Origin of the sequence: Nocardia abscessus (genome assembly GCF_015477775.1) — a bacterium.
Classification (GTDB): domain Bacteria; phylum Actinomycetota; class Actinomycetes; order Mycobacteriales; family Mycobacteriaceae; genus Nocardia; species Nocardia abscessus_A.
This window is the reverse complement of the sequence record NZ_JADLQO010000018.1, coordinates 23,617-40,622: the sequence shown is the minus strand read 5'-3', so window position 1 is coordinate 40,622 and position 17,006 is coordinate 23,617. Positions and strand designations below refer to the sequence as shown.

The 17,006-nt window shown below is 64.8% G+C and carries 10 protein-coding genes and 1 pseudogene; 5 read left to right on the top strand and 6 right to left on the bottom strand.

The genetic code is table 11. The features are described from left to right. Positions 1-268: 268 nt before the first annotated feature. A complete protein-coding gene (locus IU450_RS32895) occupies positions 269-637 on the bottom strand; it encodes a hypothetical protein (RefSeq protein WP_195153610.1) in 369 nt (122 codons plus the stop codon). Between the two features lie 419 nt (positions 638-1,056). On the opposite strand from IU450_RS32895, the gene IU450_RS32890 reads away from it, so the two are divergent. The 3 genes from IU450_RS32890 to IU450_RS32880 all read left to right on the top strand — a co-directional run bounded on the left by IU450_RS32890 (position 1,057) and on the right by IU450_RS32880 (position 11,868). After that, positions 1,057-3,099, top strand: coding sequence for an ATP-binding protein (locus IU450_RS32890; protein WP_195153609.1), 2,043 nt, complete (start codon positions 1,057-1,059; stop codon positions 3,097-3,099). Between the two features lie 144 nt (positions 3,100-3,243). Beyond that, the gene (locus tag IU450_RS32885) at positions 3,244-9,657 is read left to right on the top strand and encodes a DEAD/DEAH box helicase (protein ID WP_195153608.1); all 6,414 of its coding nucleotides are present in this window, start codon (positions 3,244-3,246) and stop codon (positions 9,655-9,657) included. A gap of 96 nt (positions 9,658-9,753) precedes the next feature. Continuing rightward, positions 9,754-11,868, top strand: coding sequence for a UvrD-helicase domain-containing protein (locus tag IU450_RS32880; RefSeq protein ID WP_324197912.1), 2,115 nt, complete (start codon positions 9,754-9,756; stop codon positions 11,866-11,868). Positions 11,869-11,972: 104 nt separating this feature from the next. On the opposite strand, the gene IU450_RS32875 is transcribed toward IU450_RS32880, so the two are convergent. The 5 genes and pseudogenes from IU450_RS32875 to IU450_RS32860 form a co-directional block, all read right to left on the bottom strand. After that, positions 11,973-12,266 (bottom strand): DivIVA domain-containing protein, encoded by a 294-nt coding sequence (locus IU450_RS32875; RefSeq protein ID WP_195153607.1) that lies wholly within the window; start codon positions 12,264-12,266, stop codon positions 11,973-11,975. A gap of 184 nt (positions 12,267-12,450) precedes the next feature. Next, entirely contained in the window at positions 12,451-12,663 is a 213-nt protein-coding gene (locus IU450_RS40255; protein ID WP_228835480.1) for a Mur ligase family protein, read from the bottom strand. A 137-nt stretch (positions 12,664-12,800) separates the two neighbouring features. Beyond that, positions 12,801-13,022, bottom strand: a pseudogene (locus IU450_RS41430) (Mur ligase domain-containing protein); the annotation flags it as partial. A 674-nt stretch (positions 13,023-13,696) separates the two neighbouring features. Then, complete coding sequence (locus tag IU450_RS32865) at positions 13,697-14,365, bottom strand: GDSL-type esterase/lipase family protein (protein WP_195153606.1); 669 nt, start codon at positions 14,363-14,365, stop codon at positions 13,697-13,699. After that, entirely contained in the window at positions 14,362-15,600 is a 1,239-nt protein-coding gene (locus IU450_RS32860) for a hypothetical protein (protein WP_195153605.1), read from the bottom strand. Before IU450_RS32860 ends, IU450_RS32865 begins: the two co-directional genes overlap by 4 nt. 674 nt (positions 15,601-16,274) lie before the next feature. On the opposite strand from IU450_RS32860, the gene IU450_RS40250 reads away from it, so the two are divergent. Together IU450_RS40250 and IU450_RS32850 are read left to right on the top strand one after the other, a co-directional pair. Then, positions 16,275-16,520 carry a DegT/DnrJ/EryC1/StrS family aminotransferase gene (locus IU450_RS40250; RefSeq protein WP_324197911.1) on the top strand — a complete coding sequence of 82 codons (246 nt, stop codon included), beginning with the start codon at positions 16,275-16,277 and terminating at the stop codon, positions 16,518-16,520. A gap of 34 nt (positions 16,521-16,554) precedes the next feature. Then, positions 16,555-16,995, top strand: a complete 441-nt coding sequence (locus IU450_RS32850; protein ID WP_195153604.1) for an NUDIX hydrolase — start codon at positions 16,555-16,557, stop codon at positions 16,993-16,995. Positions 16,996-17,006 lie beyond the last annotated feature (11 nt).

Here is a 17,006-nt window from a genome sequence, read left to right as displayed (position 1 = left end):
AGCGCGTGGTCGCCGGTAGCAGGGAAATTCTGTGGGCTTCGCACGAAGGGTCGTTTGCAAGTCCGTTCGCCGGGCCACCCGCGGAAAGTTCGCAAGGCGATGCATCCGGTCCTCACCGCCAAACGGGCCGTGACGCCGAAGGTGGTCCGGTCGATCAGCCGGAAGGCGTACCAGGTGGCTCACCCGGTGGCGGCGGTCGAGAACGCGGCGATCAACGCGCTGCTCTACCCCGAACTTCGGCGGCTCGAAATCCGGTTCCCGCCGGTCTTCAGGTCACCGCGGCCGGCCGTATGGTGCCGTCGGGCATCCGGACGCCGCGGGTACCGCGTCGCCCACTCGAGCCGACCTGGCTGTCGAGTTCCAAGGTGAGCTGGATCAATTGATGGCGGTCGAGAAGTTCCGGTACCGGCACGCCGTTCGGCCGGTCGTTCCGCCGCCCGCGCCGGTCGATGCGCGGGCGGTCGTGGCCCAGCGTTGGTGGATCAGCAAAGTGGCGGTGCCTTTCTGGCGGACCGAAGAGCGCAGAGCTCTCCGGATGCGAGTAGAAGCTGAGACGTACGCGGAACTCAACCATCAGTATCAAATGGCTTGTGCAGCCACAGCGGCCGAGCAACAGCGAGCAGACCAGTAGTGGCATGCGCTGAGCATCGGAGATGCCGAGAAGGTACCGAAGGCTCTTTCGGCTGCATTTGCTGCTACCGGATTCCCGGTCCGGGTGGTCGAGACCGACGGGAAGTCGGCGTTGAGGTGGTCGGCGATCTGGGCATCGGTCGGGCTGGCGTCATCAAATTCGGCACGCGGGAGACCAGTCGCGGATAGTAGGACAGTCGTTCCAGTCTGCTGGTGTGCGGCTGTGTCGTCGGCCATTGACCGGCGATTGCTCAGGTACGATGATGTCCGCAGCGGGGAACTGGGCGGGCCAACGGGGTCAGTCGGCGCGTCCGTGGGGGTCCCTCACGTGTCGGCGGGCAATCGACAGCATCGAGCGTCGCCAGTACCGGGATGCAATTGGACATTCGTTAGGGTGGGTACTTCGGTTCAGGAGAAGAGGGCACGATGGCGCTGACCACGTCACTCGCCGGGCGGGTGCGCAATACCAGTCTCCCTAAGAGTCATTCGCTGCTGCCACTGCTGGAGGCGATAGTCAACGGCCTGCAGGCGATCGATGCGCGCTTCGCGTCGGACGTTTCCGATGGGCGCCTGAGGGTCACGATCGAGCGCAGTGATCAGGGGGAGTTCGATCTTGGACTGGGCGGTGCGGGCCGAGCGCAGAAGCCGATCGTCGGGTTTGTGATCGAGGACAACGGCATCGGGTTCACGCCGGACAACATCGCCTCCTTCGAAACGCTGGACAGTGACCACAAGTCGAGTCTCGGTTGCCGCGGTGTCGGTCGATTGTTGTGGCTCAAAGCCTTCGACAAAGTAGCTGTACGCAGCACCTACGAGGTCGAGGAAGGCGACCAGGTCAAGGACGTCGGATTCCGGTTCTCGGTGGCTCGCGGAGTCGAGCATGAGGAAGTGCCAACAGGTTGTGGCGAGGTCGGCAGTCGCGTTCACCTGAGCGGATTCGGAAAGTCCTTTGAACGCAGCGCGCCGAAAACTGTCGCCATCATCGCCCGAGAGGTCTTCGAGCACTGCATCTGGTACTACTTACGCCCGGGTGGTGCGCCGGAGGTGTCGATCGTCGACGGCGACGAGACAATCTATCTCCGCGACCTGATGCACGACTTCGCCTTCTCTGCATACGAGCCGGTCTCGGTCGAGGTGAAGGGCGAGAAGTTCGACCTGACGAGCCTCTGTCTGAAGTCCTCCAACCGGAACCTCAAGCCACGGTTGAACTGGTGTGCGGCGAATCGCGTCGTGTTCGAGGACAACCTGACCGGTAAGGTGGCTGGTCTACACGGGAGGCTGAAGGACGATGCCGGCGTCGAGTTCACCTACGTCTGCTATCTGACTGCGGATTATCTCGACTCGAATGTGCGTTCCGACCGGACGGCCTTCGACCTGGTCGACCGCCCTATCGACGGCACCCTCGACGACAGCATCTGCATGGAAGACATCCGGTCGGCTGTGCTGGCCGAGATCGAGCGAATCTTGGCTGGTCCGCTCGAAAAATCCCGTGATGAGGGCAAAGCCCGTGTTGACCGGTTCGTCAGCACCAGTGCGCCGCGGTATCGGCCGGTCCTTGCTCGGCTCGGAGACCTCGGCGTCACGGTGGACCCGTCGACGAAGGACTCCGAACTTGAGCAATTGCTGCACCGCAAACTACAACAGTTGGAGGCGAATGCCCTGGTGGAGGGCCAGCGGCTTTTCGCGGAGTCTGGATCCACTCCGCCCGAGAACTATGATGAAGAGCTTGCCAAGTGCCTGCAGACCATCGATGATATCAACAAGTCCGACCTTGCTGCCTATGTTGCACGCCGGAAGGTGATTCTCGGGTTCCTGGACAAGTTCATAAAGTTGAACGACCAGGGGCAGTACGTCCGTGAGGACGCCATCCACTCCCTGCTGATGCCGATGCGTACCGACTCGAACGAGATCGGCACCGATGCGGCGAATTTGTGGATCATCGACGAACGGCTGGCGTTCCACGATTACCTCGCCTCCGACAAGACGTTGAAGAGCATGCCGATCACCGGCTCGGACTCGACGAGAGAGCCGGACATCGTCTCCACCAGGCTGGTCGACACCCCGGTGCTGACGGCGAGTGGTTCAACGATGCCGCTGTCCTCGATCGTCGTCGTCGAGATCAAGCGGCCGATGCGCAACGACGCCGGCGAGGGCAAGGATCCGATTCATCAGTCGCTCGATTATGTGAAGCGGATTCGGGCGGGCGGAGTGACGACCGCTGCAGGGCGTCCCATCCCGAATTCGGAGAACTTGCCAGCCTTTTGCTACATTCTGGCCGACTTGACGACGACCATGAAGGACAGGTGCGAGTACGCGGGGTTGGATCCGACTCAGGACGGCATGGGCTACTTCGGCTTCAACCGGGCGGCCCGCGCCTACATCGAGGTCATCTCGTTCGACAAGTTGCTGAACGCCGCGACCGAGCGCAATCGGGCGTTCTTCGACAAGCTGGGTTTCCCGTCGAGCTGACGGTCGGCATAGACCGGGCCAAGTCGGAAGCCTCAGCGGCACTCGTCATTCTGCGGGTCGTAAAGATCCTCGGCGCCCGGCCGGGTAGGCTCGTCCGGTGACATCACGGGGGACGGTATACGTTGCCGCGCAACAGGTGACTGCATGAAGCCGACGCTCGCGGCCGACGACCTCCGGCGCACACTCACCCAGTACCTGACCACGACGTTCGCGCTCGCCGAGCCGGCGGTCCGGGAAGCGCTGGAACGGTTCCTCGAGCACCCGAAGCAGGGCATCTTCCGGGGGCCGTACCTGAGGGTCCGGACGAAGTTTCGGAAGGTCGACGAAGCGCGATGGGTGAACCCGTTGGGGTGGGCGCCCGCTGGTTTCGTGCCGCACCTGCATCAGGCCCAGGCGTGGCAGCGGTTGAGCGCCGTCGGAAAAGCGGCGGAGCCGTCGCTGATCACCACCGGCACCGGATCGGGCAAGACCGAGTCGTTCCTGATCCCGGTCCTCGACCACTGCCGGCGCGAGCGCGCGGCTGGCCGGTCGGGGATCAAAGCGGTGTTCCTATATCCGATGAACGCGCTGGCCACCGACCAGGCGTCGCGGCTCAACGACTACCTGTCGATGACCGGGCTGGAATCGGTGACCGCCGGCCTCTACCTCGGCGACACACCCGAGGTCGGATATCCGAAGGTGATGACCAGCCGCGCGGAGATGCGGCGCAACCCACCGGACATCCTGATCACCAACTACAAGATGCTCGACCTGCTGTTGCAGCGCGCCGACGATCTGCCGTTGTGGGACAACTCGCGGATCGCGTTCATCGTGGTCGACGAGTTCCACACCTACGACGGTGCTCAGGCGACCGATGTGGCGATGTTGTTGCGCCGCTTGGCTGCCGCGACCGGAAATTCCCGGCCCGGTGCGCCGCTCGGCGACATCTGTCCAGTCGCGACGTCGGCGACCCTCGGTGAGGGCGGCGACAGCGCGGAGATCCGGGAGGTCGCCGCGAAGGTGTTCGGGGTGCCGTTCGGTCCGGAGTCGGTGATCGGCGAGGACCGGTTGACGGTCGACGAGTTCATGGCCGAGCTGAACCTTGAGCTGCCGCTGCCGACCCCTGAGCAGTTGTGGACCTGCCCGGACCCGGCGACGAGTCCGACCGCGATGCACGACGTCGCGGGTGTCGTCACCGGCCGTACCGATCTGAAGCCGGACGAGCTCGGTGCGGTGCTGCAGAGCCACATCCTCACCCATGCGGTGTTGCAGGTGCTCAATGATGTGCCGCCTCATGGCAGCCCGCGCACGATGTCGCAGATCCTGGAGTTGCTGCCGCGCCGCGGCGCCTACACCTGGGGCGTCGCGATCCGCGACAACCCGCGCCGAGCGGCGATCGCGCTGGCCCGGTTCATCGCGCTGCTGTCGGTGGCCCGGGACCCCGACGATCCGCAGCGTCCGCTGCTGCTGATCGAGACGCACATGTGGGTGCGAGCAGTGTCGCGGTTGACTCGCATGGTGGACAGTGTGCCGGCGTTCGCGTGGGAGGGCGAATTGCCGGTGCGGGAAGATGATTCGCTGGCCGAGCACCTCGGTCAGCTCCGGCTGCCGGCCGTGTATTGCCGGCACTGCGGACGATCGGGGTGGGCGGCGTACTCGCCGGAAAAGGACCCGCACTTGCTCGTCACCGCGCTGGACAAGATCTACCGGGCCAGTGTCGGTGCCGAGCACAAGCGAGTCCGGCCGATGATCTGGGCGACACAGCAAGAGGTCGCTGCTACCGTGCGAGGTCTGCAGGTCCTGGAGGGAGACCGGGTGCGGCCGGTCAACCCGCAGACCGACAATGATCCGCACACCGTCTTCGTGCTGGCAGACCTCGCGCCCACCCCGGAGTCCTGCCGCAGCGCGGAGAAGGACCGCTGCCCGGCCTGCGGGATAGACGAGGGCATCCGCTACCTCGGTGCCGGTCTCGCGAGCCTGGCGTCGGTCGCGGTGACTCAGCTGTTCTCCGGTGCCCAACTCGAGTTGGCGCAGCGTAAAACGTTGCTGTTCAACGACTCTGTCCAGGACGCCGCGCACCGGGCCGGATTCGTGGCGTCCCGCGCGCACGCGTTCTCGCTGCGGCGCCTGATCACCAGCCGCCTGGACTCCGAGTCCACCATCCGGCTCAACGACCTGCTCGCCGAACTCGCGCTGGCGGCGGCGGACGGCGCGGTGCTGCCGTCGGTCGTCCCGCCCGACATATACGGTCTGCCGGAGATCGACGCGATCCTCGCGGAGGAGACCTCGGGGTCGAGGCGGGCATGGGACCTGATCGGTGACCGGCTCGCGTTTCAGACCTTGCTGGAGTTCGGGCTGCGGTCTCGGCAGGGCCGCACCCTAGAGCTGACCGGCACCGCTGCGGCCGAGGTGGTGCTTGAGCAGCCGGAGATGATCGCCGCGCTCGCTCGCGATCTCCATCTGACGCTGTCCGGCATGATCGAGCCCCAGTCCGAGGACCGGTATCAAGTGTTCGTGCGTGGCCTGCTTGAGCGAATGCGCTACCGGGGTGCGATCAAGCACAAGTGGCTCGACGAGTGGATCGCCAACGCTGGGACGAAACGGTTCGGTACCATCTGGGGGCGTCGTCCTGACGGTATGCCCGCGTTCCCGAGCAAGCTTTCCGCGCCGACCTTCGTCCGGGACCGGGCGAGGCCGAATTCGGAGTTCGACGGCATCGAATCCGATCAGAGCTGGATGCAGGACTGGGCGACCCGCTGCCTCGGCCTGGCGAAAGGTCAAGCAGGAGAATACCTGTCGAAGCTGCTTCCGATGCTGGCCGGCGAAAAGGTGCTGTCGAAGCGGGCGGCAGCGGATGGTTCGACCCAGATCTACGGGTTGCAGCCGGGCCATATCAGCGTGCGGTTCCTGGAGCACGACGAGGTAGCCGACGCGGCTGTTGCCTGCGACCGGTGCTCGTGGCAGCAGACTGTGCACCCGGAGCTGGTCGGCGACTGGCTCGGGCAGCCGTGCCCCCGCTACCGTTGCGGCGGTCACCTGCGGCAGGGGCGGCTCGACGCAGGAGACTATTACCGGCGCCTCTACCTCGAGGATCAGCCGCTGCGGGTGGTGACCGCCGAACACACCGGTGCGCTGACCCGCGCTCAGCGGGAGACCGTGGAGCACCAGTTCGCCAGCCAGAGCCGCTACAGCGACCCCAACGTGCTGTCGTGCACGCCTACCCTCGAATTGGGTATCGACATCGGTGAACTGTCGGCGGTCGTCCTCGCCTCCCTGCCGCCGGGGCCGGGGAACTACGTGCAGCGGGTCGGCCGCGCCGGCCGCAAGACCGGCAATGCCTTCTTGGTCACCCTCGTCGGCCGACGGCCCAGGGACCTGTATTTCCTCGACCAGCCGCTGGCGATGATCGACGGTGAGATCATCCCGCCGGGCAGTTACCTGTCGGCGGTGGAGATCCTGCGCCGGCAGTACTTCGCCCACCTGGTCGACCTCGCCGCCCGCGGACAGCTGCCGGGCGCGCTGCCGCTACCGCGGCGAGCGAAAGCCCTCTTCGGCGACACAGGCTGGCTCGTCGGCTTCGTGTCGGCAGCACTCGCTAGTCACGCGGTCGAACCGTTCCTCGATCTGTTCGGTGACAACGTCACCGCCGAGGCCGCCGATCATGTGCGGGCCTTCGCATCCGGTGGACTCGCCGACGCGGTGGCCGCGGCGTGCGCGGTGTGGGACGAGCGGCTGACCGATCTGCGAGAACGCGTCAACCGGATCGACGCCGCGGTCGCGGCGTCGTCGGAGGACGCTGAGAACAAGATCGTGAAGAAAGCGATGATCGGCGAGCGCAAAGGTATCACCAAGCGCATCAACGAAATCGGCGCGCAGAGTGCCCAAGGCGCACTGGTCGAGCTGGGATTGCTGCCGAACTACTCACTGATCGACAACGCCACGACCCTCGACGCCACCGTCACCTGGGACGACATGAACGACAAGGGCGACCGCGAATACCACAGCGAAGTCCGTGAATACCGTCGGCCGGCACGGACCGCGCTGACCGAACTCGCTCCTGGCAACACCTTCTACATGCGCGGCTACCAGCACCGCGTCAGCGGGCTCGACGTGGGCACCGACACCCGCCCAGCCTGGCAGTACTGGCGGTTGTGCCCCGAATGCGGGCATGTTCGCACGCTGGCCGCCGACGTGGACGCCTCGGCGTGCCCCCGCTGCAAGTCGCGTGGCATCGGCGAGGTCGGTGCCCTGCACAAGGTGCTCGTCCCGACCCGGGTCACCGCGCACGACCGCCGTGACGACGTCCGGATCCGCGATGATCAGGACGACCGGGACCGCCGCTACTACGAGACCGTCGTGGCCGTCGACATCGACGCGGCCGATATCGCGCCCGGGTCGTGGCGGCACACCAGCGCGGTGTTCGGTGTCGACTTCACCCGCCGTGCCGTGGTCCGCCGATTCAACCTTGGGGTTACTCGATTCGACCGGCCTGCTGGCGACGCGGTTGCCGGGGAACTGGTGCGGCTCAACCCGTTCCACACCTGCCCCGCCTGTGGTGGCACCACCACCGATGGTCTGCCCACTACCTCGAACGCGATGACCGCGCCGTCGATCCTGGACCCGTCACGGCGGCACCATCGGCCGTGGTGCCCGTTCCGGCGATCGGCCAAGGACGCCGACTACCTGGCCCTGATCCTCGCCCACGAACTCGACACCGAGGCACTGCGGATCCTGCTGCCGATCGCCACGTTGATGGCCGAGGAACGTACCGCGACCTTCCATACCGCGCTGATGGCCGGCGTCGCCCGCCGCTACGGCGGCGACCCGTCGCACCTGCAGATCGCGACCGCGACCATGCCGGACAGCGACACCGGGCGACGGCGCCGGTTCCTGGTGCTGCACGACACCCTGCCCGGTGGCACCGGCTACCTGCATCGGCTGTCCCGCGCCGGCGGTCCGGACGAGCCGAACGACCGGGACAGTTTCTACCGGGTGCTCGTGGACGCGCGGGACGTCGTGCTGCACTGCCCATGTAAGGACGAAGTACCGACGAAGGCGGCGTGCCATCGGTGTCTGCTGTCGCACATTCCGGGCGACAAACCGGATTGGTACGGGAAGGTCAGTCGACTCGCGGCCGTCGAGATGCTCGACGAGTTGCTGGGAGAGTGGGGCGTCCAGGAGGTCACCGCGACTGATCAGATCTCGCTGTGGGATCAGGTCGAGAGCGAGCTTGAGGCGCGGTTCCTCGAGGGGGTCACCAAGTGGGCGGCCCGCACACCGCATGCGACGTTATCCCGCGGTGAGTTCGTTGGGGGCAAACGGACTGCGGACCTGCGGCTGGATGGGCCCGACGGTCAGGTTCGGCACTGGAAGATGCTGCTGCAGAACACGATCCGCGGCACGCGCCCGGACGTGGTGTTCCGTTCGATGGACGACAGGCCGCAAGAGGTGTCGATCTACCTCGACGGCTACGAGTTCCACGCCTCCACCCAGCACAACCGTATCGCCGACGATGCGGCCAAACGGGCTCGGCTGCGGGCACATCGCGGTCTGGTGGTCCAGTTCACGTGGGACGACCTCAACCAGTGGGAGGATCGCGGATTCGCCGCGCCCGACACCCGGGAAGCGCTGAACGCGCCTTATCAGGGTAATGCCCAGAGCGGCGCCCGTGGCTTCTACGCCCAGTCCGGGCGGAACCCTGACGAGTTGGTGGACACCATGTGGACCAACCCGATCGACACCCTGCTGTCCTACCTGGCGGACCCACGTCCGGCGCTCTGGCTCTCGCGCGCCGAGGCAGTCGTCGCAGGTGCCTTGGCGACCGCCACCGCGAAGTCCGGCTCCGACACCGACGGCGTTCCCGCCAGACTGCTGGCCGCGCTGCAGCATCAGCCGATGCCGCCCAGCGTGGCGGGAAAGATCATCACCTTCGATGCCCCGGACCTGGCCGTCGTGCTCGATCAATGCACGGCACGGGTGTTCAGCGCGTTCACCCTCATCGACGACCGGAATGCCACGATCGCGGCAGACCCGGACGCTCACAAGCAGCGGTGGCGGCGGTGGTTGTACTGGGGCAACCTGGTGCAGTTCCTTGACTTCGGCGCGGGTGACAGCGGACAGTTCGCGCTGTCCACGCTGGACGAATTTGATGCCGACGGCCTCGCCGCGGCCGGTGGCGCGGGCGCGCTCACCATGCTCAGCCAGATCCCGCTCGACGACGACCTCGACGACAAGACACTGCCCGTCGTGTACCGGCCAACCGCGACGCCGGATGCGGCGGACACGGGCATGTCCGAGCAATGGAAGAGTGTCCTCGACATCATCGATGCCGACGAACCTGGTCTGCCCGAACTCGTCACGGCTCTGGCCGGGCGGGGGGCACCGGTGCCGGAGGTCGGCTACGAGCTCGGTGAGCATGCCTGGCAGGCAGAGCTGGCGTGGCCCATGCGACGCGTCGCTGTCGTCCTGGCCGAGGATGCAGAGACGTTCGATGCCTACCGGCACGCGGGATGGCACGCCCGGTCCGCGGAGGTATGGACCGCCGACGAGCTGTGCGCCCTGATCGACGGTGAGGGCTGAGCGGGTGATGGCCGAACTTGTCGGTGGTGTCTGGCAACCTGTTCCCGTGACCGCTTGCGCCGCAGACGATGTCACAGAAGTGATCGGAGGAGTTCGGTGAGCGCCGCGAACCTGCGCATACTCGACAAGGCATACAACGAGATGCTGAAGCTGCCCCGGGCAGTGAAGGGTGCGGTCCTGGACTTCCAGCACAAGTTCCGTAACAACCCGCAACATCCGGGGCTGCAGCTTAAGCAGTTGCAGGGCTCGAAACTATTCTCCGCCCGCATCAACCAGTCCTATCGTGCGCTGCTGCTCCACGCCGGGGGAGCGGACTGGATGGTGGTGTCGGTCAGTTCCCGGCAGAGCGCTTACAACAACCTCGACGAATACGCCTACCAGGTCAACCCCGTCACCGGCGGTATCGAGTTCGTCGACCTCGTCACCGCGGCCGAAGCGGTCCCGGTCGCGCCGGAACCCGCTGCCGCGCCGGCACCGCTGTTCGAGCCGTTCTCCGACAACACACTGCTCGGACTGGGCGTCAGCGAACCCCTGCTGCCGCTGATCGGCAAGGTCACCACCGAAGACGAACTGCAGTCGCTGATCTTGGTCGCTCCACAGCTCACCGGCGAGGTCCTGCTGGAACTGTTCGCCGGAAAAACCCCCGAGGAGGTGCTCAAGCAGATCACCGCGCCCGTCGCCGCAGCCGACACCGTCGACGCCGACGACTACCAGGCCGCGTTGGCCCGGCCCGCGACCGTAACCACCGAGGACAGCGCACTGCAGGAGATCCTCGAAGAAGGCGACTTCGGCCGCTGGAAGGTGTTTTTGCACCCCACGCAGCGCGCGATCGTCGACCGGGACTACAAAGGCCCCGCCCGGGTCAGCGGCGGCCCTGGCACAGGCAAGACGATCGTCGCTCTGCACCGGGTGAAGCGACTGGCCGAGTACGGGCCCGCGCCCGAGGGCAAAGACATCCTGCTGACCACCTTCAACACCAATCTCGCCGCCGATCTCCGGCAGCGGCTGCTTGACCTCGCCGGCCCCCACCTCCTCGACCAGGTCGAGATCTCCACCATCGATAAGCTGGCGGTCAAGATCGCCTCCAGCTCGCTCAAAGGCGAGAGCCGGAACTGGATCAACGACACTAAGACGATCAAGGAATGGGAGGATATGCTCACCGAGATCGGCGAGCAGACTTTCGACGCCCAGTTCCTCAACGACGAATGGAGTCAGGTCATCCTCGGGCAGGGCCTGGCGACCCGCGCCGAGTATTTCAAGGCCCGCCGGGCTGGCCGCGGCCAGCGCATCAGCCGTGAACAGCGTGCCGCGATCTGGGCATTGGTCGAACGTTTCGTCAAACGCCTCGACCAGCAAGGTATGTGGACGTTGCGGCAGGCCGCCGAACGTGCTGCCCTCCAAACCGCCGACCCCACCTCCGGGTGGCAGCACTACTACAAGCACATCGTCGTCGACGAAGCCCAAGACCTCAGCCCCGCCCACTGGCGGATGTTGCGTGGCCTCGCCGCCGAAGGCCCGAACGACCTATTCATTGCCGGAGATACTCACCAGCGGATCTACGGCCAGCAAGCGTCGCTCGGCCAGCTCGGCATCAACATCCGCGGTCGCTCTGCCCGACTCACCCTCAGCTACCGCACCACTCACCAAATCCTCGGTGTTGCAGCCGCGCTCGTCGGCGACGAGGAATGGGACGACCTAGACGAAGGTCAGGACAACCTCGACGGCTATCGATCGGTCCTGCAAGGCCCGCTCCCGGACCGGCGTGGTTACCCGTTGTGGGCGGCCGAGCTCGACGGCATCGCCGATCAGGTCCACGCCTGGCGTGAAGGTTCGATCGGGATAGCCGTTCCCGAGCGCTGGATGACCGGAGAAGTCGAGAAGCGCTTGCTCAGTTCCGACATCTCCGTCACCATCATCGGCCAGGACGGCCCGGCCGATCGCGACGCCCGAGTCCACGTCGGCACCATGCACCGGTTCAAAGGCCTGGAGTACCAGCGCATGATCCTCGCCGGCGTCGCAGACGGGGTCTTGCCGTCCTCACGAATCCTAGCGTTCAAGACCAGCGACCCGGCGCGGTACCGCGCCGAGATGAAGCAGGCCCGGTCGCTGTTGTTCGTCGCGGCGACGCGGGCGCGGGATTCGCTGGTGATCAGCTGGAATGGGAAGGCGAGCCGATTCATGCCAGACAGAGCATCCTCGCGACCGTTATGATTTTGCTAAAGGCCGCACCCAGCGGCGACCGCATCGGCTGCTACTTGCCTGAGCAATGTGGAGCCTGACCTGAGTTGCGGAGATCATGATTTGACGCCCGCTGATCAGCAGGCCACCGTAGTCGAATCGCTTCGGCGCAACCCGGGGGCGGCGAGACGGGGGCGATGAGCAGATGCGGCCACGCCCCGGTGATGCGCAACGGGTGAGCCCACCTGCAGCTCGACGCTAACCGGCACCCTCTTGCTTGCGAGCTGGGACTGCAACTCGGCAATCATCAGATCCGGTTTTCTGAGAGCAACTTTGAGGTCGAGGTTCTCGTCCGTCACGCGCTTCAAGTCTTCCCCCACCACGTCGATGAAGGCATCGACCTCGTCCTTGTCGTAGCCTCCAGACCGCACGGACGGAAGGAGGAGGGACGATGCTCGTCGTCCGTCACCCGAGCGAGGATATTCGAGCGGCGGTCCGCGCGGAGTGAGATCGTCGTGAGCGGTCCCCGATGATGCGACCACCTGATCTGGCCCCCGCTCGTCGGTCCGCGCTTACGAGAGTTGAGGACTTGGTTGGATGTCGAGCCACAGCGTCTCATACTCGGTGGGGCTGAGGTAGCCGAGGTAGGAGTGACGGCGCTCGGGTGTTGTAGAAGTTGTCGATCCAGCTGATGTGGCCGCGCCCGCGCGCACCCATCTCCAGGACGAGGAAGTCCGTGTCGGCCTGGACCCGCAGCACGGTGTGCGGGAACCCGATCTCGTTGTTGAACGACCGCTCGGTGGCCACGACACTGCCGTGTCGGGCCAGGATCTGGGGTCAGCAAATCCTTGGTGGAGGTCTTGCCCGCCGACCCGGTGATCGCCAGCACCCGGCCGGTGTAGCGGGTGGCCACGGCGGGCAAGATCGCTCATCGCAGTCACCACGTCCTCAACGACGCCCGCCGGGGTGCCGGTCGGGCGGGAGGCCAGGACCGCGACCGCGCGCTTCTCTATCGCGGCGGCGGCGAAGACGTGGCCGTCGACGCGCTTGCTGGGCAGCGCGGCGAACAGCCCGCCATCCTCGACCTGGCGGGAGTCGAACGCAGTCGCTGCGGTGACGGACGCTTGGGCATCGTCGACGGTGTCGAGCCGACCGCGAACCGCGCGGGCGACCTCGGCGAGAGGCATGGGGGTCATGGATTCCAACCTTTCGATTTCAGTACCACCGGGAGCCTCGAGAGCCGGGCGAGACCCTGCGCGGGAGGCGAGATCGGTTGTGCGCCACGATCGTGCTCGCCGTCGGGTCCGGTAGGAACGCCCGGATGACCGCACGGGGTCGAACTATCGACCATTGATGTCTGCGCCACCACGTCGTGGCGCTACTCGGGTGGTCGGCGCTCGGAGACCACTCGGGGGCGGGCCGTATGCCTTCGTCGCCCGGCTGGTCACGCCTCGCCGCGGACGGGTGCGAGTTCAGCTCGTTGAGATATCTCTGCGCGGGCCTCCCTGATGACACTTCCAACAACGAGGGACAGCCGGTCCGGCGGCTTCGCCATGACTACCCCCGAAGACGCGTTTTGGTGAAAATTTTGGCCCGCAAACAGCATCGGCAGGAACGGCACAGTGGTGGCCTACCGTAGGCGTACCGTAGTCATTTCCCAGGTCAGGCGCTGGAAAGCAGGGCGCGGCATGATATGAGCGCGGGAACGGACCGGCGTCGAAGCTGCCGCGCTGCAACAGGCGACGAGAAAGTCGGCCCGGCCGTGCAGACACCGCCCGCTGTGTCCCGCTTATCTTCTAGCCCGCATACACGCCGAAACGGCCGGTGCGGGCCAGCGCATCAAGGACGCCCGACGCGTCGGTCAGCGTTCGCCGAACTGCTCTAACCCGGCGATCATCTGGGCGATCAGCTTCGAAAGCCGCTCGTGTGAGTCATGACTGAGGTGTACGCCGTCGGTTCCCGGGTGCGCGACTGTCGCTGCGTCGACGAACAAAGCTCCGCGCCTGCCAGCGACGCGGCTGATGGCATCACCGAGTTTGCGCGATTTGCGCACGGAGTCGGCGTCGTATTCGGAACTTTGCTCTGCAAACGCAGGCTGGGTTGCATCAAGATGGATCGGGCTAACCAGCAGTACCGCAGGAACTCCGCCGGTGCGGGTCCACGCTGTGCGCTCGATGTTGTCGATGTAGCCCTCAAGTGCTGTAGCTACATCATCTATTTCTCGACCAAATTTCGTTTTTAGATCATTGTTCCCAAGCATGATGACCACCATGTCCAGGGGTGAGTGGCTGCGCAGGCATGGTTGAAAGTATTTACGGCCGTTACGGTCGTCGCGATCGGGGTCGTTCAAGTCGGTGGTGCGACCACCTAAACCTTCCTCGATAATGGCGTATCCAGTACCGAGAAGTTGTTGTAGCCGCCCCGTCCATCGCACGTCGGCTGGCCACCGGCCGCGCCCTTCATCGGGCTGTCCGAAGGTGTTGGAGTCGCCGAAACAGAGGATAGTAAAGGCGGTGGGGTTGACAATCAAGGTTGGATTCCTACGGGTTGGATGGATGCACCGAGGTATTTGACAACATCGACAAGCCCGTCCACTCGTTGTCGACCGTGGCGGGTCAATAGCTCGTGGGTCAGCGTGTGAAATAGGGGAATGTGACCAACGAATTCCGGTGCCATCGAGTACGCGTCGCGGAGTGTGTCAACAGCTTCCGCATCGTCTCGATTGTGGATCTGCGCTTGGGCAACATTGATGAGCCTGCGGCTTTGTAGCGTGGGCGGAATTCCGGTACCGCCACCACTGACAACAGCCGCGAGTTTCAGGGCCTCACGCGGCCGACTGGCCACAGTCTCGTTGATAACGCCAAAGCTAGCGGCCGAGGTGCGACCGAACACGTTAGATACCTCGGGCCTACCTACATACTCGTCATCCAGCTGCGTCCCGGCTGCGTCGCACAGACGCAGATACCTTTGCGCTTCGCGGTAGTCCCCCGATCGAGAGGCGGCGAATGCCGCATAGCACAGAAGTTCTCCCCAGATGGCGACCTGGCGTGCTGTAGCCGTGGACAAACGCGGTTCTATCTCGGCAGCCGCATTTTCGGCGCATGCTGCCGCATCGTCGTACATGCTATTTTTCGCCAAAAGCCATGACTGCGAACCTTTTATCGCGGCTCGGGTCAGTTCATCGCCGCTTTCCGCTGCAAGCATATCAGCGCGGAGAAGTGCCAACGATGCCAGGTCCGTCTGTCCCGCGTAGCCCAAGAGATTTGATGAAGCATGCAATAGTTGGGCAAGCGAAATGCTGGCCTGTCGTCGTAACTCGCCCCCAGTGTCCTCAATGGTGTTGTATGCGCTCGCTAGGACGGTCGGGAGCGTTCGTTCCATTTCGCTGAACTGAGCCGAAAAGAACAAATCCCACACGTGCATTACCGAAGAGGTGAACTCTGGCTCGGTACCCGGTGGCGTACTCGGAATGCATCCCATGAGTACCCGCCGCAATCGAAATATATTGTCCTCACGCGCGGCGTTATCCAAGCTATCCGCAATTGAGCCGCCGGGGTGGTTAATCATCGCAGCTGGTTTTCGGGTTTGCGGCAAGTGTCGTTTCCGCCACGCCGCCTCTCCTTCGGACACGATCTGGTCGAATCGAGCCTTATCATCCGGTGTAGCCCGGAGATCAAAGGTCGTGTCGAGTATGGCCTGCGTATTTGAGCGCGGCCTGACTGAACTCAGACCCGCTCGCCAATTTGTAACCGTGGTGGATTCCACCCCGAGTAGGGCTGCGAAGTCCCGGACAGACTTTCGCATCGCTTCTTGAAGAACTGCCGCTTCGAACCCGGTCCATTCCCGCCCTCTGACCATGCCTCTACCTCACCATTAGCCGCCTGACCTTGGTAATGACGCGCGTTACCCCGACACTACCTGACCGGTACGCGAATCGCGCGTACCGATGGCAACCGTGCACCACTTAAACCACCGCATACACAACGTGACTCGGGGGACCGCAGCCTCGCCCATTCGGTCCTCGCCCGGCTGACCAACAGCGGCGAGGTCATCGAGTCGCTGCGTCGGGAACAAGGCTGGCCCTCGGCCGCGGCGTCCCAGATCGACTACTTCCGCCGCGTCATCGACGGCACGCGACCGAACCTCAGCGGTCCCGCCGAAAGCCTCGCTCACATGGCCTTTGTCACCGCCTGCTACGAGGCCGCGCACCCGCAACCACATCAATCCCAAGGAGCTCTTGTGACCTCACCACTGGCGCTGCTTGGCGGCCCATCCGTCATAACCGAAGCGCACCGCACTTTGCATGGCCCCCACTGACCGAGGCCACCAGCATCGCCATCCTCGATCAGCTCGAGGAGGGCATCTCGATCTAGGACCGCTCCGGTGTCATCGCCCGACTCGAAGACGCACTACAGCATTACTTCGGTATCCGCTAGGCCGTGGTCGCCAGCTCAGGCACCGCTGCGCTGTATTCGATGTACGCCGCCTGCGGCATCGGGGCAGGTGATGAGGTGATTGTCCCTGCGTATACCTTCTTCGCCATCGCCACACCGCTGCTGCACTTCGCCCCCGGCGACTACCCGCGCGTCGAAGCGCTGCACCACACCGCTTTCAACTCCCCGTCTGGCATCGGGACTAGGACCTGCCGCTCGTCGACCGCTACGTCGAAGCACTGCACAAAGTGATCACCCACCACGCCGACCTGAAGGATAGGGCTCGATGATCGAGACCACACTGCTGGAGAAGTTGACGCGGGAAGCCGACCGGGACGAGGTGCAACAACTCGTCGTCGGTGCCGTCGTCCAGCACGGCGGCAGAGTCCTTCTACTGCAACGACCGGCCGACGACTTCATGGGTGGGATCTGGGAACTTCCGAGTGGCAAAGTCGATCCCGGCGAAGCCATCGATCAAGCCCTCATTCGGGAAGTTAAGGAAGAGACGGGCCTTGAGGTCACCGCCATCACGAACTACCTCGGCGAGTTCGACTACCAGTCCGGCAGCGGCAAGAGAAGCCGACAGTTCAACTTCACCGTCGAGGTCGGCCATGCCGGGCCCGTGGAACTGACAGAACACGACGCGTACACCTGGACCAGCCTGGTCGAGGAACCGCCTGTCACGGATGCCGTGAAGCAGGTTCTGGCGCGGTACCGCGAGAGCTGACCGCACAGTCA